This is a genomic window from Janthinobacterium sp. BJB426, from assembly GCF_002735705.1.
Taxonomy (GTDB): domain Bacteria; phylum Pseudomonadota; class Gammaproteobacteria; order Burkholderiales; family Burkholderiaceae_D; genus Janthinobacterium.
On record NZ_PDZL01000026.1, the window covers coordinates 13,608 to 35,632 of the forward strand.

The 22,025-nt window shown below is 64.4% G+C and carries 12 protein-coding genes and 1 riboswitch; of the genes, 7 read left to right on the top strand and 5 right to left on the bottom strand.

Annotation, left to right across the window (positions count from 1 at the left end; translation table 11 throughout):
* Nucleotides 1-9: 9 nt before the first annotated feature.
* The 3 genes from CSQ93_RS25905 to CSQ93_RS25915 all read left to right on the top strand — a co-directional run bounded on the left by CSQ93_RS25905 (nucleotide 10) and on the right by CSQ93_RS25915 (nucleotide 2,928).
* Nucleotides 10-1,326: a sensor histidine kinase gene (locus tag CSQ93_RS25905; protein WP_233516352.1), complete on the top strand. Its 1,317-nt coding sequence runs from the start codon at nucleotides 10-12 to the stop codon at nucleotides 1,324-1,326.
* Between the two features lie 238 nt (nucleotides 1,327-1,564).
* Nucleotides 1,565-2,089, top strand: a complete 525-nt coding sequence (locus CSQ93_RS25910; protein WP_099380518.1) for an FxDxF family PEP-CTERM protein — start codon at nucleotides 1,565-1,567, stop codon at nucleotides 2,087-2,089.
* Nucleotides 2,090-2,148: 59 nt separating this feature from the next.
* On the top strand, nucleotides 2,149-2,928 hold the full coding sequence (locus tag CSQ93_RS25915; RefSeq protein ID WP_099380519.1) for a spermidine synthase: 780 nt from the start codon (nucleotides 2,149-2,151) through the stop codon (nucleotides 2,926-2,928).
* A gap of 10 nt (nucleotides 2,929-2,938) precedes the next feature.
* On the opposite strand, the gene pdxR is transcribed toward CSQ93_RS25915, so the two are convergent.
* Nucleotides 2,939-4,411 carry a MocR-like pyridoxine biosynthesis transcription factor PdxR gene (gene pdxR / locus CSQ93_RS25920; RefSeq protein ID WP_099380520.1) on the bottom strand — a complete coding sequence of 491 codons (1,473 nt, stop codon included), beginning with the start codon at nucleotides 4,409-4,411 and terminating at the stop codon, nucleotides 2,939-2,941.
* A 109-nt stretch (nucleotides 4,412-4,520) separates the two neighbouring features.
* Here pdxR and CSQ93_RS25925 point away from each other — a divergent pair, with 109 nt between their 5' ends.
* Nucleotides 4,521-5,180 (top strand): pyridoxamine 5'-phosphate oxidase family protein, encoded by a 660-nt coding sequence (locus CSQ93_RS25925; protein ID WP_099380521.1) that lies wholly within the window; start codon nucleotides 4,521-4,523, stop codon nucleotides 5,178-5,180.
* An 88-nt stretch (nucleotides 5,181-5,268) separates the two neighbouring features.
* Nucleotides 5,269-6,096, top strand: coding sequence for a class I SAM-dependent methyltransferase (locus CSQ93_RS25930; RefSeq protein WP_199534516.1), 828 nt, complete (start codon nucleotides 5,269-5,271; stop codon nucleotides 6,094-6,096).
* Between the two features lie 41 nt (nucleotides 6,097-6,137).
* Here the strand turns inward: CSQ93_RS25930 and CSQ93_RS25935 are convergent, their stop codons facing one another.
* The 3 genes from CSQ93_RS25935 to CSQ93_RS25945 form a co-directional block, all read right to left on the bottom strand.
* On the bottom strand, nucleotides 6,138-7,775 hold the full coding sequence (locus tag CSQ93_RS25935; RefSeq protein WP_099380540.1) for a serine hydrolase: 1,638 nt from the start codon (nucleotides 7,773-7,775) through the stop codon (nucleotides 6,138-6,140).
* Between the two features lie 22 nt (nucleotides 7,776-7,797).
* A complete protein-coding gene (locus CSQ93_RS25940) occupies nucleotides 7,798-9,657 on the bottom strand; it encodes a M1 family metallopeptidase (protein WP_099380522.1) in 1,860 nt (619 codons plus the stop codon).
* Nucleotides 9,658-9,776: 119 nt separating this feature from the next.
* Nucleotides 9,777-12,158 (bottom strand): M1 family aminopeptidase, encoded by a 2,382-nt coding sequence (locus CSQ93_RS25945; RefSeq protein ID WP_099380541.1) that lies wholly within the window; start codon nucleotides 12,156-12,158, stop codon nucleotides 9,777-9,779.
* A 145-nt stretch (nucleotides 12,159-12,303) separates the two neighbouring features.
* Nucleotides 12,304-12,473, top strand: a riboswitch (yybP-ykoY riboswitch).
* A gap of 21 nt (nucleotides 12,474-12,494) precedes the next feature.
* Here CSQ93_RS25945 and CSQ93_RS25950 point away from each other — a divergent pair.
* Complete coding sequence (locus CSQ93_RS25950) at nucleotides 12,495-13,070, top strand: TMEM165/GDT1 family protein (protein WP_099380523.1); 576 nt, start codon at nucleotides 12,495-12,497, stop codon at nucleotides 13,068-13,070.
* Between the two features lie 113 nt (nucleotides 13,071-13,183).
* Nucleotides 13,184-13,393 carry a hypothetical protein gene (locus CSQ93_RS25955; RefSeq protein ID WP_099380524.1) on the top strand — a complete coding sequence of 70 codons (210 nt, stop codon included), beginning with the start codon at nucleotides 13,184-13,186 and terminating at the stop codon, nucleotides 13,391-13,393.
* Here CSQ93_RS25955 and CSQ93_RS25960 read toward each other — a convergent pair.
* The gene (locus tag CSQ93_RS25960) at nucleotides 13,390-22,017 is read right to left on the bottom strand and encodes a GH36-type glycosyl hydrolase domain-containing protein (RefSeq protein ID WP_199534518.1); all 8,628 of its coding nucleotides are present in this window, start codon (nucleotides 22,015-22,017) and stop codon (nucleotides 13,390-13,392) included. The genes CSQ93_RS25955 and CSQ93_RS25960 overlap by 4 nt on opposite strands.
* Between the last annotated feature and the right edge of the window lie 8 nt (nucleotides 22,018-22,025).

Sequence of the window (22,025 nt, forward strand, 5' to 3'; positions counted from 1 at the left end):
TACCGCCCCATGCGTCTCTCCCTGCTCACGCGCTGGACGGCGCTGATCATCACCCTGCTGGTGCTGGGCATCGTCATCGCCCTGCTGCTCGCGCATTTTTTACCCGGCCAGCCGCTGCTGGTGCTGGCGGGTACCCTGCTGTGCGTGCTGCCGGTGGCCATCATTACCATCCGCGCGCAGCTGCAATCGATGCTGTCGCTGTTTCGCGCCTTGAGCGGAACGGTCGCCAGCTACCAGGACGGCGACTTCGGCTTCAGCTTGCGCTGGCAGCAGAACGATGAACTGGCCGACCTGGTGGCGGCCCACAACGCGCTCGGCGACGTGCTGCGCAAACAGCGCCTGGACCTGGTGCAGCGCGAACTGCTGCTCGACACCATGGTGCAAAACACGCCGGTGGCCATGCTGCTGGTGGCCGAGGGCAGCGCCATCGTCTACGCCAACCTGGCCGCGCGCCAGTTGCTGCATCAGGGGCGCCGGCTCGAAGGGCATCACCTGGCCGACATCGTGCAGCAGGCGGCACCGGCCCTGGCCGAAGCGCTGGCGCGCCGCAACGACGGCCTGTTTACCAGCGGCGAGGGGGAACAGGAAGAGGTGTATCACCTGGCGCGGCGCAGCTTCAGCCTGAACGGGCGCAAGCACGAACTGCTGCTGTTGCGCCAGCTGACCCTGGAACTGCGCCGCCAGGAAGTGCAGACCTGGAAAAAAGTCATCCGCGTCATCAGCCATGAACTCAACAACTCGCTGGCGCCTCTGGCCTCGTTGGCCCATTCCGGCGCCGAGCTGGTACGCCGCGGCCAGACGGAACGCCTGCCGCAAATCCTCGCCACCATCGAGGAGCGCACGCGCCACCTGGAAACCTTCATCCTCGGCTATGCGCGCTTTGCCAAGCTGCCCGCGCCGCGCCTGGCGCCGTGCGAGTGGCAGCCTTTCCTCGACAGCCTGGCCTCGCAGGCGGCCTTCACGCTCGACGGCCCGCCGCCCGCGCAGGCGGCCGTGTTCGATGCGGCGCAAATGCAGCAGGCACTGCTGAACCTGCTCAAGAACGCGCTGGAGTCCGGCTCCAAGCTCCAGCATATCGGCCTGCACGTCAGCCAGGCGCAAGGGCAGCTGCGCATCGAAGTGCGCGACCGCGGCCCGGGCATGAGCGGCGCCGTGCTGGAAAACGCGCTGGTGCCGTTCTATTCCACCAAGCGCAGCGGCACGGGACTGGGCCTGGCCCTGGCGCGCGAAATCGCCGAAGCCCATGGCGGGCGCATCACGCTGGCCAACCGCGAGGACGGCGGCCTGGCGGTGACCTTGATTCTTCCCTTGCTGGACAGAAATTAGTTACTGGTGTAACGATTTTTTCATCACACGCTGGGCAATTATTTTTCAGTATTATATTGATAATTAGAGTTTTTAATATTGCAACATCGCGAGCGCCATGCCCGTGTGTTAGAAATAAGCTATTTAAGTTTGCATAATGATATAAAAATAGCTCATTGACAATGAAATGTCCTGGCGATAATTTATCTGAGCGGCACGGTTTTTTTGAAACATCAATCGTTTTTTCGCGGGGATAAAAATGAAACTGAAATCACTCATCGCAGTAGCACTCTTGAGCGCGGCTTCCATCGGCGTAGCCCAGGCAACAGCGTACAACGTGGACCTGACCAACACCACTGGCGACCTGTGGACGGGCGGCTTCAACGCCACGCCCACTCCGCTCGGCGGCTTTACCGATACGTTCACCTTCACTCCCGACGCCACTTTCGGCTCGACCGCGCAAGCCTTCCTGGCCAACCTGTCGGTCACGGGAAGCGATGCGGCCTCCATCAACTTCAGCGGCGCCAACCTGAACGGCATCGCGCTGACGGGCTTTGGCGGACCCACCGTCTTCGGCTATGCCCAGGGCGAGGTGCTGGCGCAAACCAGCCTGCTATTCAACGGTCCGATGGTTCTCACCGTCATGGGCAACAGCAATGGCGGCAGCTATGGCGGCACCTTCAACCTGAACCTGGCCCCCGTTCCTGAACCGGAAACGTATGGCATGCTGCTGGCCGGGCTGGGCGTACTGGGCTTCCTGGCGCGCCGCCGCAAGCAATCTTGAGCTCTCCCCCAAAAAGACGCTGCGGCGTCTTTTTTTCGGCCGGCTGCTAAACTGGCGCCATGACGACCGACTTTACCTCCACCACCCATACCGCTTTCAGCCACCCGGGCCACCCGCCTGCCACCACCACAGAACACCGCGGCATCCGCTACCTGCACCTGGGGACCAAATGGGTACAGGGCGCCATGCGCCTGGACAAGCCCGACGCCATCGAGCTCGAATACGTGCAGATGATGATGATGTGGATGCTGTTCAAGACGCAGCCCAAACGCATCGTGCAGCTGGGTCTGGGCAGCGCCGCGCTGACCAAATTCAGCTACCGCCGCTTCCCCGATGCCACGGTCACGGCCATCGAACTCAATCCGAACGTGATCGCCATCTGCGGCGCCCAGTTCGCACTGCCGCCGAACGACGCGCGCCTCGACGTGCGTGAAATGAATGCGCTCGACTTCGTGCTCGATCCGGCCAACCACGGCACGGTCGACGCGCTGCAAGTGGACCTGTATGACGAAGACGCGCGCGGCCCCGTGCTCGACACCCCCGAGTTCTACCAGGCTTGCCACGACTGCCTGACGGACGACGGCATCATGTGCACGAATGTCTTCGGCGACTTCCCCAACTACGACAAGAATTTGCAGGCGATGGGACTGGTCTTCGACGCCGTCGTCTGGGTGCCGGAAATGGAAGATGAAAACATCGTCGTTCTCGCTTTCAAAAAATCGCCATCGCTCGACTTCAGCGAGCTATACGAGCGCGCCGCCACCATCAGGAAGCAGTTCAACCTGCCGGCCAAGAACTGGGTCAACGGCTTGAAGCAGTGGATGCAGGACCAGCAATAAGGTAGTTGCATCACGCCGGCAGCAGCGCGCCCAGGCGGCGCGCCAGGCCATCCATGTTCTCGGCCGGCACCTGGGCATAACCGAGCAGGAAACCGTTCCAGCCCGCCCCCTCGCCCGTGCCATGCGCAGACAGCGCCAGCGCCACGATGCCGTCCTGCGCGGCGCTGCGGCTCAGCGCCAGGTCATCCCATGCGCGATCGTGAAAACGCAGCGCCAGGTGCATGCCAGCCGTGCCGCCATGAATGGCCGCGCCGCCGCACGCATGGCGCTGCAGCGCCTCACCCAAGGCGTCGCGGCGCTGGCAATACAGCCTGCGCATGCGGCGCACGTGGCGCGCAAACAGGCCGCTGCGCAGGAAGTCGGCCAGCGCCAGCTGCTCGGCCACGCGGCCACGCGCGGCGCCCTGCGCCTGCATCTGCGCGAAGGCGCCGGCCAACGCGGCCGGCACGACGATAAAGGCGATGCGCAAGGCGGGAAACATGGTCTTGCTGAAGGTCCCAAGGTACACGACGGGCGCGTCGGCCACCAGTCCCTGCATCGCGGCCAGGGGTGGACCGCCATGGCGAAATTCGCTGTCGTAATCGTCTTCGATGATCAGGGCGCCAGCCGCGCGCGCGCGTTCGAGCAGCGCCATGCGGCGCGCTGGACTGAGCACGCTGCCCGTCGGATACTGGTGCGACGGTGTCGTGTAGATCAGGCGCGGCGGCGTGTCGCGCCAGTCGTCATCCGTCGGCGCGATACCATCCATGTCAACGGCGATGCCAACCACCTGCAAGCCGGCGCCACGGCCCGCCGCCAGCGCGCCGCCATAGCCGGGATGCTCGATCCACAAGGTGTCGCCCTGGTCGGCAAAGGCGCGCAGGCAAACATCGAGGCTACTTTGCGTGCCGTCCGTGATGAACACCTGGCCCGCATCGCAGACGACGCCGCGCGCGGCGCGCAAATGCTCGGCGATGGCCATGCGCAGCTGCGGCTCGCCGGCCGGATCGCCGTAATTGAGCTGGCGCGGCGTCAGCGCGCGCCACGCGCGGTCCAGCATGCGCCGCCACTGCGCCAGCGGAAATTCATCGAGCGCCGGCACGCCAGGCGCGAATGCGCCCATGGCATCGGCGGGAAACACCAGCGCCGCATTCACATCCTGTCCCGCCACGCCGCGCAAATGCCGGGCGCGGCGCGACAAGCCATCATGGCCACCGCTCACTGACGATACCACCGGCACCCCGGCGCTGCCAGCGACGACGGTGCCGCGCCGGTCCGGCAAGACAAACCCTTCGCTGGCCAATTGCTCATAGGCGTACAGCACGGTATTGCGCGCCAGTCCCAATTCGGCGGCCAGCACGCGCGTGGCGGCCAGCCGCGTGCCGGGCGCCAGCTGGCCGCCGCGGATCGCCGCGCGCAGGCATTCATGCAGCAGGCGCTGGCGCGGCCAGCCCCGCTCGCGGTGCGTGCGCTCGAATGCACTGAGCAGCAAAGCAAAATCCATATATGTCCTTCAAGCGTGGCTCTATATTATTTATCGGCTCTGGATCTTTTTTCAGGGCCAGATGCCGATTATAGTGCGGCCTGCTTCTTCAACCAACGGGATTTCCGCCATGACCTCTACCGCCCTGCCCCCCAGCCCCCGTACCCGCGTGCGCCGCGTCGCCGAACTGGCCAGCTACGAGCAAGCCAGCCTGTACGACATCCTCGACGCCGCCTACCTGTGCCATATCGCTTTCCAGGACGAGCACGGAAACCATTGCATCCCGACCGCCTGCTGGCGCATCGGTGGCCACCTGTACATCCATGGCTCGAACGGCAGCCGCATGCTCAAGCAGCTGCTGCGCGATACGGGCGTCTGCGTGACGGTGACCCATCTCGACGGCCTGGTGCTGGCGCGCTCCGCCTTCAATCATACGATGAACTACCGCTCGGCGATGGTGTACGGGCAGTTTGAAAAAGTCAGCGACATCGGCCAGCAGCATGCGGCGATGGATGCGTTGATGGAGAAGCTGGCGCCGGGACGCCTGGCGCACGTGCGCGGCGGCAGCGCCAAGGAATACGCGGCCACCACCGTGCTGCGCATCGCGCTCGACGAATGCGCCATCAAGCAGCGCAAGGGCGGCCCGCTCGACGACGCGGACGACATGGCGCATGCCGTCTGGACGGGCGAGCTGCCGTTTACACACGGCCGTGGCGCGGCCGTCGCCGATGCGCTCAACACCAGCGAGATGCCCGCGTATGCCGCCGCATGGGGGACGGAATCCGCTTGACCGGCCTGCGTGCTTGACCGATGATCGGCGTTGATGGCGATCGCCACCAATTGACCAACCGATCCAATCACGCATGGAGCATATGATGATGAAGCGAGTATCCCTGGCCACGGCCCTGACGGTCATGCTGGCCTGTGGCGGCAGCGGTGCGGCCCTGGCCGCCGAGGCGGGCGACGCGGCCCTGAAGGCAGCCATCGCCGGCAGCGCGCGCACGCCGGCCAACGCGCTGCGCGACAGCGCCCGCCACCCGTATGAAACGCTGACGTTTTTCGGCATCAAACCGACCATGACGGTGGTGGAACTGGCGCCTGGCGGCGGCTGGTACACGGAAATCCTGGCGCCCTACCTGCGCGACAGCGGCAAGCTGATCGCCGCCGGCAACGATCCTCAATCCGCCAGCGAAGGCGCGCGCCGCGGCGCGGCGCGCTTCCAGCAAAAACTCGACGCCAATTCCGCCGCTTTCGGCAGGGTGGAGATCGGCGCCTTCGCGCCACCCACCACCTACCGCATCGCGCCCAAGGGCACGGCCGACATGGTGCTCACCTTCCGCAATATCCACAACTGGATACCGATCGGCGAAGCGGGCATGCAGACCCTGTTCAAGGAAGTGTATGACAGCCTGAAACCGGGCGGCGTATTTGGCGTCGTCGAGCACCGCCTGCCGGCGAACAAGGCGCAAGATGCCACGGCCAGCAGCGGCTACATGCACGAAGCGTATGTGATCAAGCTGGCCGAAGGTGCAGGTTTCAAACTGGCGGGCAAATCGGACATCAACGCCAATCCGAAAGACACGGCAGACCATCAGGGCGGCGTGTGGGCGCTGCCGCCCACCTACGCCAACAAGGATGTGGACCGTGCCAAATACACGGCCATCGGCGAGAGCGACCGCATGACCCTGAAGTTCGTCAAGCCATAATGTGAAAAAGGCCACCTCGCGGTGGCCTTCTGCTGCCTGCTCTACTTCTTGCCTTCTTTCGGCTTCACCGGCGCCAGGCTCAGATCCTGGAAGTCGTAGCTGAAATCCGTCTCGGCCGACACTGGCGCCATCTTTACCCGGTCGATGCTGCCGTCGGGATTGAGCGAGAACGTCACGTAGGCATCGGCGTTGAAATTGCGCTCCTTCCAGCGCACGATGAAGGTGTCGTGCTGCCAGTGTTCCAGCTCGCCCGTCAGGTCCGGCGTGCGCGTGAAGCTGAGAATGTGTTTTTTCCCTTCCGGCTTGATCACGACTTTGCCATACCAGGCATCTTCATACTCGCCATCGTACGCCGCCAGCGGCAACGATGGCTGCGATTTCGCCGCGCGCGCGCTCGACGCCTTGCCCTGCTTTTTCACTTCCTCCGCATGCTGATCCTGTTCCACCTTGGCCACCAGGGCCAGCCAGTCCGACGGTGCCGCCTGCAGGTAATGGTCGAGGATGCGCCATTGCAGCGCCGTCATGGAACCGCCATTTTCCGCATTGGTCAGAATGGCCACGCCCAGTTTCGCTTCCGGCACCATCACCACGCGCGAATAAAATCCCTGCAGCGCGCCGCCGTGCATGGCCACTTTCATGCCCTTGTAGTCGCGCAACTGGAAACCCAGGCCATACGCGCTGAAGTTCGGTTTCGTCGCGGCCAGCGCCGGCTTCGGCTCGGAAATCTTGATCGGCGTTTGCGCCGTCCACATCTCGCGGCCCTGCTTTTCGCTGAACAGGCGCGCGTCCTTGCCATCCTTGTCCTTCACACCGGCGATCTTGCCGCCATCGAGCAGCACCATCATCCACTTGGCGATATCTTCCGCATTCGTGTTGATACCGACGGCGCCCACGGCGTTCGGCACGGGCATCGATTTGACGGCGGCGATCTTGCCGTCGATCTTGCTATGCGCACTGGCGACGTCGGACTTGCCCGCATTTTCAGCCAGGCTGGTGGTGGTGCCTGTCATGCCCAGCGGCGCCAGGATGCGTTCATGCATGGCCTCGCCCCAGCTTTTCCCCGCCTTGTCGGCGATGATCTTGCCGGCCACGATGTACAGCAGGTTATCGTAGGCATAGCTGTTGCGAAAACTCGTGGCCGGACGGATGTAGCGCAGCTTCTCGATGATCTCGTCGGTGCTGAAGGTGGTGGTCGGCCACCACAACAAGTCGCCGGCGCCCAAGCCCAGGCCGCTGCGATGCGTCAGCAGATCGCGCACGGTCATGGCGCCCGTCACGTAGGAATCGTGCATCTGGAAGCCGGGCAGGTGCTTGGTGACGGGATCGTCCCAGGCCAGCTTGCCATCGTCGACCAGCATGGCCAGCGCGGCGGCCGTGAAGCCTTTCGAGTTCGAGGCCACTTCGAACAGGGTCTGCGCGTCGACGGCCGCCGGTTCGCCCAGCTTACGCACGCCAAAGCCCCTGGCGGTGACGACTTTACCGTCCTTGACGATGGCGATCGCCATGCCGGGCACGTCGAACACTTTCAGGGCGGTGGCGACGTCGCGCTCAAGATCGAAGGCGGGCGCAGGTGCCGGTGCGGCGGCAACGACGGGGGCAGCGTCAAAAGCCAGCGCCGGCACGGTGATGCTGGAAAACGCCAGCACGATGGCGGCGGCAAGACGGTTCATGGTATGCATGGTCAGGAGTTCCAAGGAAGGTTCAATGCGCTTGCGCGGCCATCAATTTATCGACGCTTTCCTGCGTCACCGGGTGGTAGCGTTCACGCGCCTTCACATACACGTCCTTGGCCCAGGCATGGCCTTGCGGCGTCTTCATCAAGGCGCTGTACAGGGGCACGACGAACTTCTGGCGGCCCACGCTCATCAGGAATGCCTGCAAGGGCTGACGCACATCGTAGCCGGCGTTCACGGAGGCCAGATAGAAGCGGTAAGCGACTTCATTGTTGCCGCTCTTGCCCACGCCGTAGACCTGGTCCAGTTCACGCAATTGCGCCGCGCTAGCCTTGTTGTTGATGTCGTTCAGGAAGTGCATCGATTCGATGGCAATCCACTTGTCCATGCCCAGGTCCTTGGTCGCCAGCTCGCCCTTGAGCCAGGCGTCGCGGTGCTGGTCGAGCAGTGCCAGGCGCGGCGAGACGACGCGCTGCGCGCTGGCCGGCACGCCCGTGCCATACAGCCATTCATCGAGTTCCGCTGCCGGCATGACGTCCGGATGCTGCGCCAGCAAATTCTTGCGCAGGTAGGTAATGAACTGCTCCGTCGTCACGCTCTGGAACGCGTGCTGGTCGAACCAGCCGCGCAGGAAGGGATCGAACACGGCACGGCCTGCGCGGCGCTCCATGGTGGCCAGGAACCAGGCGCCTTTCGGGTAGATGATGCCGTCGTCCGTGTACGTTTCCGCGGGATTGGCATCCGCATCGCGCGTGATCAGCGCCGTTTTCGCCGCCGGCAATTCGCGGATCGAAGCGGCCAGTTCTTCCTGGTCGACCTGCACGCCCATCTGCGCCACTTCGCTGCCATACAGCTGCTCGACGATGCGCGTGGTGACGTAGGTGGTGAAACCTTCGTTGAGCCACATGTGCTTCCACGAGGCGTTGGTGACCAGGTTGCCCGACCACGAGTGGGCCAGTTCATGCGCGATCAGGTCGACCAGGCTGCGGTCGCCCGCGATCATGGTCGGCGTGAGGAAGGTCAGGCGCGGGTTTTCCATGCCGCCGTAAGGGAACGATGGCGGCAGCACGATCATGTCATAGCGTCCCCATCCATACGGACCATACAGCGCTTCAGCTGCCTGTATCATTTTTTCCGTGTCGGCCAGCTCGTATTCGGCCGCCTTGATGCGCGGCGGTTCCGCATACACGGCGGAGCGGGGACCGAGTTTGCGCACTTCCAGTTCGCCGATGGCGATCGCCAGCAGGTACGAGGGAATCGGCTGCGGCATCCGGAATTTCCAGCCGCCCTTGCCCGTCGCCTTTTCATCGTTCTCGGCGCTCATCACGACGCGCATGCCCGCTGGCGCATCGATGCGCGCGCTGTACGTAAAGCGCACGGCCGGCGTATCCTGCGACGGCACCCACGAACGGGCGTTGATGCTTTGCGACTGGCTGAACATGAAAGGCAGCTTGCCCGACATGGTTTGCTGCGGCGTGAGCCACTGCAGCGCGATGGCGTTCGGCGCCGTGTGATAGTAGACGCGCACCTTGCCCGGCTGGCCCGTGGTGGTGATGCGCAGCGCCTGGCCCTTTTCCGGGTCGGCCTTGTCCAGCTGGTACGGCGCCATCTGCCAGGCGCCGCGCTTGTCCTGCACCTGCACTTTCGCAATCGACAGATCGCGCGTATCGAGCACCAGGGTGCGCGCCGCCGGGTCGATCCAGTTCAAGGACAGCTCGGCATAGCCGGACAGCGTCTTTTGCTTGAAGTCCGCTTTCAGGTCCAGCTGCAGGTCGCGCGTGCGCACCTGGTCGTAGCGCGCATAGCTGAGGGGGTCGGCGTGCGCGGCCAGGGTTACCTGGCAAAGTAGCGCACAGCCCAGCGCGCGCAGGAAGGTCAAAGTTTGCATGGTCGTCTTTTGAATGATTTGCGAAAGCCCCGGTCCGTGTGCGCCGAGGCGTCGCGCAGAATAGCACTTCCGGCGCAGGCCTGGCAGAAAAAAGCGCCGGACTGGCCGGCGCTTTTTCCTTATTTTGTCTCGGCCTTGGCCTCGGGCGCCTTCAGCGGCGTATTAACATCCTTCATCAGGTTGTTCTTGTCGCGATCGAGCTTGAACAGCTCCAGGCGCGATGGCGTGATTTTTCTCGGCCATGCGTTGTTGCTGGTGTCGATGTCGGCCGTCTCCCAGTACGGGTCCTGCACCAGGCCCAGCATCGGTTCATCCGTGATGATCACCTTGCTGATCTTGTGCGGCGCATAGCGCCATACTTCTGCCGGCACGCGCTCGATGATCTTCTTGCCGCTTTTCAGTTCGATTTCCAGGATCAACGGCATCACCAGTCCGCCGAGATTCGAAAAGTCGACCAGGTACAGATGCTTGCCCATGTTGCGCTGTTCCAGCAGCTTGCGCTCCCACGGCTCCAGCGTTTCCTGTTCTTCCGCATAGCTGTTGCGGTCCTTGTTGGTGACCGTGAAGTCATCGTGCTGGTTGTAGAAATCCTTCAGCGCGGGATCGATGTCGACCTTCTTCGGCAGCGCCTTGTTGCGCTGGTCCGAGATCGAGATGGGCTGGGCCGCCTTCTGCGCCTTCTTCCACGCCTTCTCGACTTCCGGGTTCTTCGTGCTCACGCCATATTCGCTGATGCCGTCGATACTGATGTCGACCGCGTCGGTGGTATAGAACCAGCCGCGCCAGAACCAGTCCAGGTCCGTGCCGGAAGCGTCTTCCATGGTGCGGAAAAAGTCGGCGGGCGTCGGACGCTTGAACTTCCAACGCAAGGCGTACTGCTTGAAGGCGAAATCGAACAGTTCGCGCCCGAGGATGGTTTCGCGCAGGATGTTGAGGGCCGTGGCCGGCTTGTCGTAGGCGTTCGCCGTGAACTGCAGCAAGGACTCGGAATTGGTCATGATCGGTACCTGGTTCTGGCTGCGCATGTAGTCAACGATCTTGCGCGGCTCGCCATTCCAGGACGGAAAATGCTCTTCCCACGCCTGCTCGGCCAGGTACTGCAGGAAGGAATTGAGGCCCTCGTCCATCCACGTCCACTGGCGCTCGTCCGAGTTGACGATCATGGGGAAATAATTGTGGCCCACTTCGTGGATGATCACGCCGATCAGGTCATATTTGGCCGTCTTCGAGTACGTGAGCTCCCCCGTCTTCTTGTCCTTCACGGGGCGCCCGCCATTGAACGCAATCATCGGATACTCCATGCCGCCCACGGCGCCGTTGACGGAGATCGCGTTCGGATACGGATAATCGAAACTGTACTTGTTGTACTGCTCGATCGCGTGCACGACGGCGCGCGTGCTGTACTGCTGCCACAGCGGGTTGCCCTCGTTCGGGTAATACGACATGGCCATCACGCGCTTGCCGCCGCTGTCCAGGCCCTGCGCATCCCAGATGAACTTGCGGCTCGACGCCCACGCCACGTCGCGCACATTGGCCGCCTTGAAGTGCCAGGTTTGCATGCCCGCCGCCTTGCCCTTTTCCGCCGCCAGCGCCTCGGCGGGCGTGATCACCAACAGCGGCGTATCGCTGTTTTTTGCGCGCGCCAGGCGTTCGCGCTGCACGGAGCTCAGCACGGCGGCAGGATTTTGCAGCTCGCCCGTGGCAGCCACCACGTGGTCGCCCGGCACCGTCAGATACAGCTCGTAATCGCCAAACTCCAGCGTGAATTCCCCGGAGCCGAGGAACTGCTTGTGCTGCCAGCCGACGGCGTCGTAGTAGGCGGCCATGCGCGGGAACCACTGCGCAATCTGGAAAATCGCGTTCTTGTCGTCTTCGAAATATTCGTAGCCAGAGCGCTCGACCAGCACCTTCTGGTCATTGATCTGATACGACCAGTCGATGTTGAACGTGATGCTCTGGCCAGGCGCCAGCGCCACCGGCAAATCGATGCGCAGCATGGTCTGGTTGACCACATACGGCAGCGGCTTGCCGCCGGCCGCTTTCACGGCGGCAAGCTTGAAGCCGCCGTCGAATTCGCGGCCCGCATGGATGGCGCGCAAATCCTCGAATTTCAGCGCTTCGTCTTCGCTACCGCTCAGCCAGGCCTGGCGCGACGGCGCACTCAGTACGCGGCGCTGGTCGGCATCCTGGCGCAAGCCATTCTGGTCCAGCTGCAGCCACAGATACGCGAGGCTGTCGGGCGAACGGTTGTGATAGGTGATCTGTTCGCTGGCCGTGATGGCGCGCCGTGCCTCATCGAGCGTGGCGCGGATCACGTAATCGGCGCGCTGCTGCCAGTAGGCGTGGCCCGGCGCGCCGGACGCGGTGCGATAGGCATTCGGCGTGGGCAGCAGTTCTTCGAGCTGGCGGAACTTGTCGTCGAAGGGCGCGGCGGCGCACAGGCCGGGCAAGGGAGCAAACAAGGTCAAACACAAGGCAAGCAAGCGGATAAGGACCGGCATGGCGCATTCCATCTGGGAGTCGTGGACAGACTGCATTCTAAGACGAGTCTGTTTGCAAATCGATCATTGTTGTCGAAGTCCCACACACCAGGCCATGCTGTGCCCCGGCAGTACTGGCGCCGGCGCGGGCATTGGCGTATGATGCGCCTCGAACATTGGGGAGTAGTCGTCCCGCGGTCCTGCCGCGGGAACCTGTATCAACATAATTGGCCCGCAGGCCATGGTGCAGGTGGTTGCAGAACTTGACGAGACCATTGATCCAGGGCGGCCGCATGGGCCGGAGTCGCCCGTGGATCATTGGTTAATTCGTCCGGCCCACGTACCTCTTGCAATCTCATGGAAGCATTCCTCATCTCCACCGGCATCGTCGGTCTCGCTGAAATCGGCGACAAAACCCAACTCCTGGCCTTTCTGCTGGCCGCCAAATTCCGCAAGCCCTTGCCCATCGTGCTGGCGATTTTCGTCGCCACCATCGCCAATCACGCGTTTGCCGCCGCCGTCGGCGCCTGGATCACCAGCATGCTGGGGCCCGACGTGCTGCGCTGGGTGCTCGGCGTATCGTTCCTCGCCATGGCCGCCTGGACCCTCATCCCCGACAAGCTCGATGAAGACGAGACGAAGCTGGCAAAATATGGCGTCTTCCTGACCACCCTGATCGCCTTCTTCATGGCGGAAATGGGAGACAAGACGCAGGTCGCCACGGTGGCGCTGGCGGCCCGCTACCACGACATTGTTTCCGTCGTGCTGGGCACCACCTTCGGCATGATGCTGGCCAACGTGCCAGCCGTCTACCTGGGTGACAGGATCGCCAACCGCGTGTCGCTGCGCGTAGTGCACGGCATCGCGGCGCTGGTCTTTGCCGTGCTGGGCGTGGCTACCCTGCTCGGTGCGGGTGCGGCCCTGGGGTTTTGACATAACATGAAATAATTTCTCATTTACAATGTTCATGTCTATAATTACAATGTCGCCGACATGAACACTGGCGCGCCTGTCCCGAGCGGCCAGCGCGCTTTCTTGAGGAATATATGTATTTGAATGGAAAGATCGCGGCGCTGTGCCTGGCCGCCTGCGCCAGCCAGTTCCCCGCCGCCATGGCGGCACCCTTGAACGCCCTCCCTCAGACGACAACGCAATCCGAGCCCGAAGTCCGCACGCGCGACCTGCTGTTGCTGGGCGCCGGCCTGATCCTGCTGCTTGGCCGGCGCCGTCCCGATTACGACACCTGGCAAGACTAGAGCAGCAATAGCACCGCATACTCGCGGCCCTCGTCGCGCAGGGCGATGCTGTTGCCACCCTGCGCCACGCCATCGAGCGACAATCCCGCAGGCCGCCCCTGCGCCTGCTCCACCGTGATGGCATAGCTGCTGGCGCCGAAGCGGTAATGCAGCTTGAAGCGGTCCCACTCGGCCGGCATGACCGGCGCCACGCGCAGCACGTCCGCTTCGCGCGTCAGGCCAAGCAGGGATTCGACGATCAGCCGGTACAGCCAGCCCGACGATCCCGTGTACCAGCTCCAGCCGCCGCGTCCCACGTGCGGCGCCACGGCATACACGTCGGCCGTCACCACATACGGCTCGACCTTGTAGCGTTGCACCGCCTGCGCATCCACGCCATGGCGCACGGGATTGATCATGCGCAGCAGTTCCCACGCTTTTTCGCCATCGCCCAGGCGCGCAAACGCCATCGCCGTCCAGATGGCCGCATGTGTGTACTGGCCGCCGTTCTCGCGCACGCCCGGCACGTAGCCGCGGATGTAGCCCGGATTCAGGCTGGATTTATCGAATGGCGGATCGAGCAGCTGGATCACGCCGGAATCACGGCGCACCAGGCGCGCATCGACCTGGCGCATGGCGCCGGCCACCCGTTCCTGGTTGGCCGCGCCCGACAGCACGCCCCAGCTTTGCGAAATCGAATCGATCTGGCATTCCTCGTTCGTGTGCGAACCCAATGGCGTGCCGTCGTCGAAGTAGGCGCGCCGGTACCACTGGCCATCCCACGCATGTTCCTCGACGTTGGCCGCCAGTGTCACGGCTTCGTCGCGGCAGAACCGGGCAAACGCCGCGTCGCCGCGCAGCACGGCCACTTCGGCGAAACGCTGCAGCACTTCGTACAGGAAGAAGGCCAGCCACACGCTCTCGCCCTTGCCATGTTCGCCCACCTTGTCCATGCCGTCGTTCCAGTCGCAGGAACCCATCAACGGCAAGCCGTGCACGCCCAGGCGCAGGCCATGGCGGATGGCGCGCACGCAGTGCTCGTACAGGTCGGCCGACTCGCCTGAACGCACGGGCAAGTCATAGTAGGAATCTTCTTCCGGCTTGACGGCCCGTCCCTCGATGAAGGGCGCCACTTCCGACAGCACGTTGACGTCGCCCGTGGCGATCACATAGCGGCAGGCGGCCAGCGGCAGCCACAGGTAATCGTCGGAGCAATGCGTGCGCACGCCCCGGTCCGATGGCGGATGCCACCAGTGCTGCACGTCGCCTTCGACAAACTGGTGCGCCGCGCACAGCAGCAGGTGGCCACGCAGCAGTTGCGGCGCCGTGTGGATCATCGCCATCGCGTCTTGCAGCTGGTCGCGGAAGCCGTAGGCGCCACCCGACTGGTAATAGCCGCTGCGCGCCCACAAACGGCAGGCGATAGTCTGGTACATCAGCCAGCCATTGGCGATCACATCGAGCGATGGATCGGGCGTCTCGATGCGCACGGCGCCCAGGGTGCTGTCCCAGTGCGCGCGCACGGCATCGAGCGCACCGCGGGCCGCTTCCTTGCCCGCATGGCGCTGCACCATGGTGCTGGCGTCGGCATTGCGGCGCCCGCCCACGCCGAGGATGAAGACGATTTCGCGCTCCTGCCCCGGTTGCAGTTCGAACGGCACCTGGATGGCCGCGCACGGATCCAGCCCCGTGCCCGCCTTGCCGGACAGGCGCACGCGGCGCAAGGCAGCCGGCTGCGCCAGGCTGCCGTTGCGGCCGATGAATTCATTGCGGTCGCAGGTGATGGAACGGATGCTGGCGTCCGTATTGAAAAAGCCGACCCGGCCCGAAAACTCCGTGTTGTAGTTATTGCGCGCAAACAGGGCCCCGCTGATCGTGTCGACCTCGGTGGCCACGTGCATGCCGGACTTGGCGCGCAAGTCGGCCATCACCCATTCCACGTAACCGGTGACGGACAGGCGGCGCGGCACGCCGCTGTCGTTGCGCACCTTGATCACCGAGTATTTGACGGCCGCATCGAGCGCCACATAGGTGCACAATTCCGTGGCGATGCCGCCCTCGCTGTGTTCAAACACGCTGTAGCCGAAGCCGTGGCGCGTCACGTAGTCGCCGCTGCCGCGCGCGGGCAGGGATGAGGGCGACCAGAACTGGCCGGTTTGCTCGTCGCGCACATAAAACGCTTCGCCGGACAGGTCGGACACGGGGTCGTTCTGCCATGGCGTGAGGCGGAATTCATGCGCATTCTCGCTCCAGGTATACGCCTGGCCGGCTTCGGACACCACCGTGCCGAATTGCGCATTGGCCAGCACGTTCGACCACGGCGCCGGCGTCTGTTTTTCTTCACCCGTGGTGATCACATATTCGCGGCCGTCGGGCGTGAAACCGCCGAAGCCATTTTCCAGGATCAGCTCGCGCCTTGGCGCCCGGTGCGGCACGCCGCCATGCTCGCGGGCCGGATCCTGCAGCAGCGGCGGCATGCGCAGGACGGGACTCGGTGGACGCTTGACCTGCTCGGCCAGGGTGCCGCGCAGGTCGCTGATAATGGCGCGCGCCACCGACTGCAGCAAGATGCGGTCTTCATTGGCGATCTGCTCGGCCAGGCGCACGAAGATGCCGCCCGGGCGGTCGATCGCCTGCGCATCGATGCCCGAGGCGATCAAGCCCATGATCTGGTCGTGCAGCAGCTGGCGGTAGCCCGATTGCTCTTCATACCAGATCACCAGGTCGACGATCAGCCCCTTCAGTCGCCAGTAGGCATGTGCCTGCACCATCTGGCGCGCCAGCTCGATATTGGCCGCGTCGCGTATCTGCAGCAGCACGATGGGCAGGTCGCCGGAAATGGCATACGCCCACAGGCCGGACTGGCCGCGCTGGTTCTTGATCAGGATGCTGGCCTCGGCGCGCAGGGCCGCATTCGGGTAGATCACGGCATTTGCCAGGCGCGCATACAGCTGCGCGTCCGCTTCGCTCGCGTTCAGCTGGCGCAGCACCACCTGGCTGTGCGTCCAGGCCAGTTCGAACACGCGGTCGGCCAGGTGGCGGTCCTGGTATTTGTCGATCAGGTGCAGCGCCGCCTCGCGCTGCTCGACCATGCCGGTGACGCTGTCGACAGTGATGGCCTGGTCGGGTTCGAGCGTGATGACGTAACGGATGGCCACGATGGGGTCGAGCACGGAACCGTGGCCGCCACTGAGCGGCCCACTATCCTGCAGCGCCTGCGGCAGCTGCGCCGTGTTGCCGCGGCCGATGAAGCGCGCGCGGTCCGTCTCAAACGATACCTCGTAGCGCTCGATATCGTGCACGGTCATCACATGCAGCAACCACGGCATCTGCTCGTCTTTCGAGCGGGGCCGGCGCGTGCATAAAATCGCGTTTTCATGCGCGAGGATTTCCGTCTGCACGAACAGCTTGCTGAACGCGGGATGGGCCGCATCGGCCGCCGCCGGCGCCATCACCACTTCGGCAAAACTGGTGATCTCGATGCGCCGCTGGCGGTTCGAATTATTGCTGATGCGCGTGCGGCGGATTTCAATGTCGTCTTCGGGCGAGACGACGATTTCCGTGTACAGGTCGAGGCCATGGTCGGCACGGCGGAACTCGGCCCTGCCCTCGGAAAAGATCACTTCGTATTTCTTCGGTTCGGCCAAGGTCGGCTGGTACATGGTGGACCAGACCGCACCATCGTCAAGGTCGCGCAGATAGCAGAAATTGCCCCAGTTGTCGCGCGTGCAGTCTTCGCGCCAGCGCGTCACGGACAGGTCTTTCCAGCGGCTGTAGCTGCCGCCCGCATTGCTCACCATGACGTGGTAGCGGCCATTCGACAGCAACTGCGTTTCCGGCACGGCGCTGTTGGCTTGCGTGAGGATGCGCATCGGCATGGCCTGTTCGGGCGCGCCGCTGCGCAGCACCGCCAGTTCGGCCGTGTTCGAGTAAAACGCGCCAGCCTGCGGCGTGCGTTCCTGCAGCACCAGCAAGGCCGATTGCAGCAGCGGATCGGACTCGAAACGGCGCTGCATCGGGCGGTCGTGCAGCAGATAGCTGAGGGCCAGAAAACCCATGCCCTGGTGGTGCACCATGAAGGAGCGGATGATGGCGCTGCCCTGCCCGCGCGGCAGGCGCGCCGTGGTGAAATCGATCGCTTCAAAAAAGCCGTAACGGCCCATGTAGCCAGCCGCCTGCATGCGCTGCAAATTCTGGCACGACGCCTCCGGCTGGACCATCAGGCCCATCATGCTGGCATACGGCGCCACCACTAGGTCGTCGGCCAGACCCCGCTTCAGGCCCAGCCCCGGCACGCCAAACGCGCGGTACTGGTAATTCAGGCTGGCGTCGACCGTGTTGTAGCCGGACTCGGAAATCCCCCATGGCACGTCGCGCTGGCGTCCGTAATCGATCTGCGCCTCGATGACGGAGTGGTAGGTCTGGTCAAGTAACGTGTTCGGATAATTCGGCATCACCAGCAGTGGCATCAGGTACTCGAACATCGAGCCGCTCCACGACAGCAGCACGGGCTGGCCAGCCACCATGCACAGCTGGCGGCCCAGGGCGAACCAGTGCTCCTGCGGCAGCTGGCCCTGGGCGATGGCGATAAAGCTGGCCAGGCGTACTTCCGACGCCAATAAATCGTAGTAGCTGGGATCCAGGCGCCGTTCGCTGACGTTATAGCCGATGGCCAGCAGTTTTGTCGATGGGTTGTACAGGAAACCGTATTCGATCTGCGCAAAGTCGCGCGCCTGGCCCGCCGCGTGGGCGATGTCGCGCATGTGGCGGCCCGCCTGGTCGCGGCCCTGCGCCAGCAAGGCGACCAGCTCGGAAGGCAGGCCTTCCGGCGTTTCCAGGTTGGCCAGTTCGCGCAAGGTCGGCACGCGCAGCCACGCCGCATCGACACCCGTTTGCGCCGCCCACGGCGCCAGTTGCAGCAATTCGGCCAGCGCCGCGCGGCACTGGCGCGCCAGGGCGCCCGTCCACATCGACAATTCGCCATCCTCGCTTTGCAAGGTCAGCGACAGCAGCGCTTCGGCCGCGCCATTCACGGCGGCGAGATAAGCATGCCATTCGGCCAGGCTGGCGGGTGCCGCCTGCGCCTGCAGCAAGTGCATGCTCTCGCGCATGGCCTTGCCTTCGCCTTCGGCGGCGATAAATTCCTGCAGCACCTGCGCCGTCGTGCGTATGCCCTGCACCACCTGCGCGCCGATGATGGGAGTGTCGTACAGTTCCACCAGTCCCGGTTGCAAGGTCAACAGATGGCCCGCCAGGTTGCCACTGTCGACGGTCGAGATGTACATCGGCTGCAGCGCCTTGAGCGTTTGCGTGTCATACCAGTTATAGAAGTGGCCCTGAAAGCGCTCCAGCTCGCCCATGCTGTGCAGGGTGGCGCGGCTGCGCTCGATCAACTGGCCCAGGGTGAGGTAACCGAAATCGTAAGCCGTCAAATTGGCCAGCAGGGCCAGGCCGATATTCGTCGGCGAGGTTCGGTGCGCCACCACCAGGTTCGGATGCTCCTGCATGTTATCGGGTGGCAGCCAGTGGTCATCCGGGCCGACGAAGGTATCGAAGTACGCCCAGGTCTTGCGCGCCACGCCATGCAGGAACCGTCCCTGCTCCATCGACAGGCGCGCCACGGCCCGCTCGATGGGGCGGCTGATCCACCAGGCGATGGCAGGTGCGGCTAGCCACAGCAGCAGCACCACGGCGGCGGCAGGCAAGGCTGCCGGGCGCCAGGCCAGCAAGACGCCAAAGGTGGCCAGCGCCAGCGCGGGCGAGCACCACATGGCGCGCCAGCTATCGGTCTGCGAGCCTGACGATGTGTGCAGGTTCGAGGCGCGCCAGTCGAGCAAATGCTTGTGCGAGACGCCCAGGCGCCACAGGGTGCGCACGATGGCGTCCAGGCTGAGCCACGCTTCGTACGGCAGGAAGACGAGGGTCAGCATGGCGTGCGAAAACTGCACGCCGCAGCGCCGCTCGAAGGCGGCCAGGTGCTGGCGCCACAGGGTGTCGCGCGGTTTGCGCAGCAAATCGTAGAGGGCCGAAAAGACGGGCGGCAGGAAGATGATGGCCAGCACGGCCGCGCTCCAGAAGGCCACGTGCGGCAGGAAGCCCCACACCAGCAGCAGGGATAAAGTGGTGGCGGGCGCCACGATGCTGCGTCGCAGGTTGTCGAACAGCTTCCAGCGCGACAGCATCGACAGGGGATTGCGTTCGCGCTTGCCGGCGCGGCCCGGCACCCGGCCCAGCAGCCAGCCGACCAGTTGCCAGTCGCCGCGTATCCAGCGCTGGCGGCGGCTCACGTCGGCGTCGTAGCGGGCCGGGTATTCCTCGTACAGCTGCGAGTCGCTCAAGAGGCCCGCGCGCAGATAACAGCCTTCCAGCAGATCGTGGCTGAGGATTTTATTGTCGGGCAGGCGCTGGCCCAGCACGCGCTCGAACATGTCGAGATCGTAGATGCCCTTGCCGATGAAGGAGCCCTCGTAAAATACGTCCTGATACAGGTCAGAGACCGTGCGCGTGTAGGGGTCGATGCCCGGCTCGCCGCCGCACAGCAGTTCGTAGCGCGAGGCGTTCGCGCTGGGCAGCGCCACGGCCACGCGCGGCTGCAGGATGCCGTAGCCGGCCACCACGCGCGTGCCGGCCGCATCCAGCACGGGACGGTTCAGCGGGTGCATCATGGTGGCGATGAATTCGCGCGCCGCGTCGCGCGGCAACTGCGTATCCGTGTCGAGCGTGATCACGTATTTGACCGTGCGCAGACCGCGCAACTCGCCTTCCACCAGCGAGAATTTGTCGCGCGCGCCGCCGCGCAAAAACGCGTGCAGGTCGGACAATTTGCCGCGCTTGCGCTCCTGTCCCATCCACGCATTCTGCTGCGAATTCCACAGGCGCGGACGGTGCAACAGCAGGAACGGCCCCACATGGCCCAGCTCTTCGCGATCGGCCGGGTCGCCGTTTTCCTTGAACGCGACGCCCTCCACGCGGTACTTCTCGTTCAGGCTGCGGATAGTCTCCTGCGCCTGGCGCAGCAAGGCGTCGTCGCCTGGCATCGTTTGCGCCTCGGCGTCGACGAAGTCCGTCAGCAGGCAAAAGCGCAGGTTCGGATCGCGGTTGGCGAGATAGCGCACTTCCAGCGCCTCGCACAGGGCCGCCACGTTGTCCTCACTGTAGATCAGGGTCGGCACCACGACGATGCCGCGCGCATCCGACGGAATGCCGGCCTGGTAATCCATGCGCGGCAGCGGGTGCGGCGACGTCATCAGGGTCGCCAGCCAGTTCACCACGGCCACGGCCAGCTGGCTGCTGCCCAGCAGCGCCAGCGCGCCCAGCGCCGCCAGGGGCCAGCCCTGCACGTCATGGCGCACGGCGCGTTCGAGCAGCAGCGCGCTCGTCGCCAGGGTCAGGAACGAGATCGCGCCCAGGTAGACGGCCAGCGGCGCGGCGCGCGCCGTATGCTGCAGCGCCTCGATGAAGGGTAGCCTGGCGCCGGCCTGCTTTTCCAGTACCAGCACGCCGCGCCCCACCAGGTAAAAGCCGATGTGGCCGCGCCGCGCATCATTGCCGTTGCCGTGCGTGTGCGCCAGCTGCACCACCATCTCAGCCACTTCCACTTCGCTGCGCGCGCTGCGCCTGGCGATGCGTTCGATGGCGTGGCGGTAGCTGTCGCGCGTGGCGAAATCCATCAGGCTATAGGTACCGGCCGGGTCCAGGCGCAAGGTCTGTTCGACCACGCTCATGGTCTCGACGAATTCCTGCCAATCCATGGTGCCGAGAAAGCGCAGGCTGCCGATGCTGTTGGCGATCGATACCTGGTCGGCCGCCTGCTGCCCGATTTCAGACTGGATCTGCTGCTCGATGGTGAGGCCCGACTCGGCCAGCTTGTGCGTCAGCCACGACAGCGCCAGGGTCAGCGAGGAACTTTGTCCCTGCAGGCGGCGCGACAATTCGGCCACGAAGGCGCTGGTCATGGGCGGGTTCGAACGGGCCATGTCGGCCACCAGCAGGATCAAGCCGCTGGGATTGCGCTCGGCGATGTCCGTCATCTGGTCGGCCCAGGTATTGGCCAGGTCGCGCTGCATGCGGTCGTCGGCCACGCGCACGGCCACGCGGCGCAGGTTTTCAATCAGAGCCAGGCGCAGCATGATGGGCACGGCCCACAGTTCACCCAGGGTCAAGGTGGCCACGTCCTGGTAAGCCTCGACGAAGTGGCACAGGTTTTCCAGGTCGACGCGGCCATCGCCGTGCGAGATGATTTCCAGCGCAATTTTATACACGCGCGGGCAGCCCGCGTCCGCGCCGGAGGTCAGGCGTGGCAGCTCCTTGCTGTAGTTCTTCGGCAAGTGGCGCCGCGTGGTGCGGATCTGCTCTTCGATCAGGTAGAAATTATCGAGCAGCCATTCCGAGGCGGGCGTGACCTGGCGCCCGCTTTTGACGGTCGCCGTCAGCTCGTTGACGGTGGCCGTGATCAGGGCCGCATTGTCGGCCAGGCGCGCCAGCAGGCGGTCGCGGCCGTGATGCCGCCCTACCGCATGGCCGGCGGCCACGTGCTTGCCGTGGGCGGCCATCTGCATGGCGCTGAATAATTCGGAACGCAGGGGCAAGGCATCGTCGCGCGCGGCGTCGAAGGTGTCCGGTGCAAGGGAATGGTCGCGGAAGATTTCCTTGA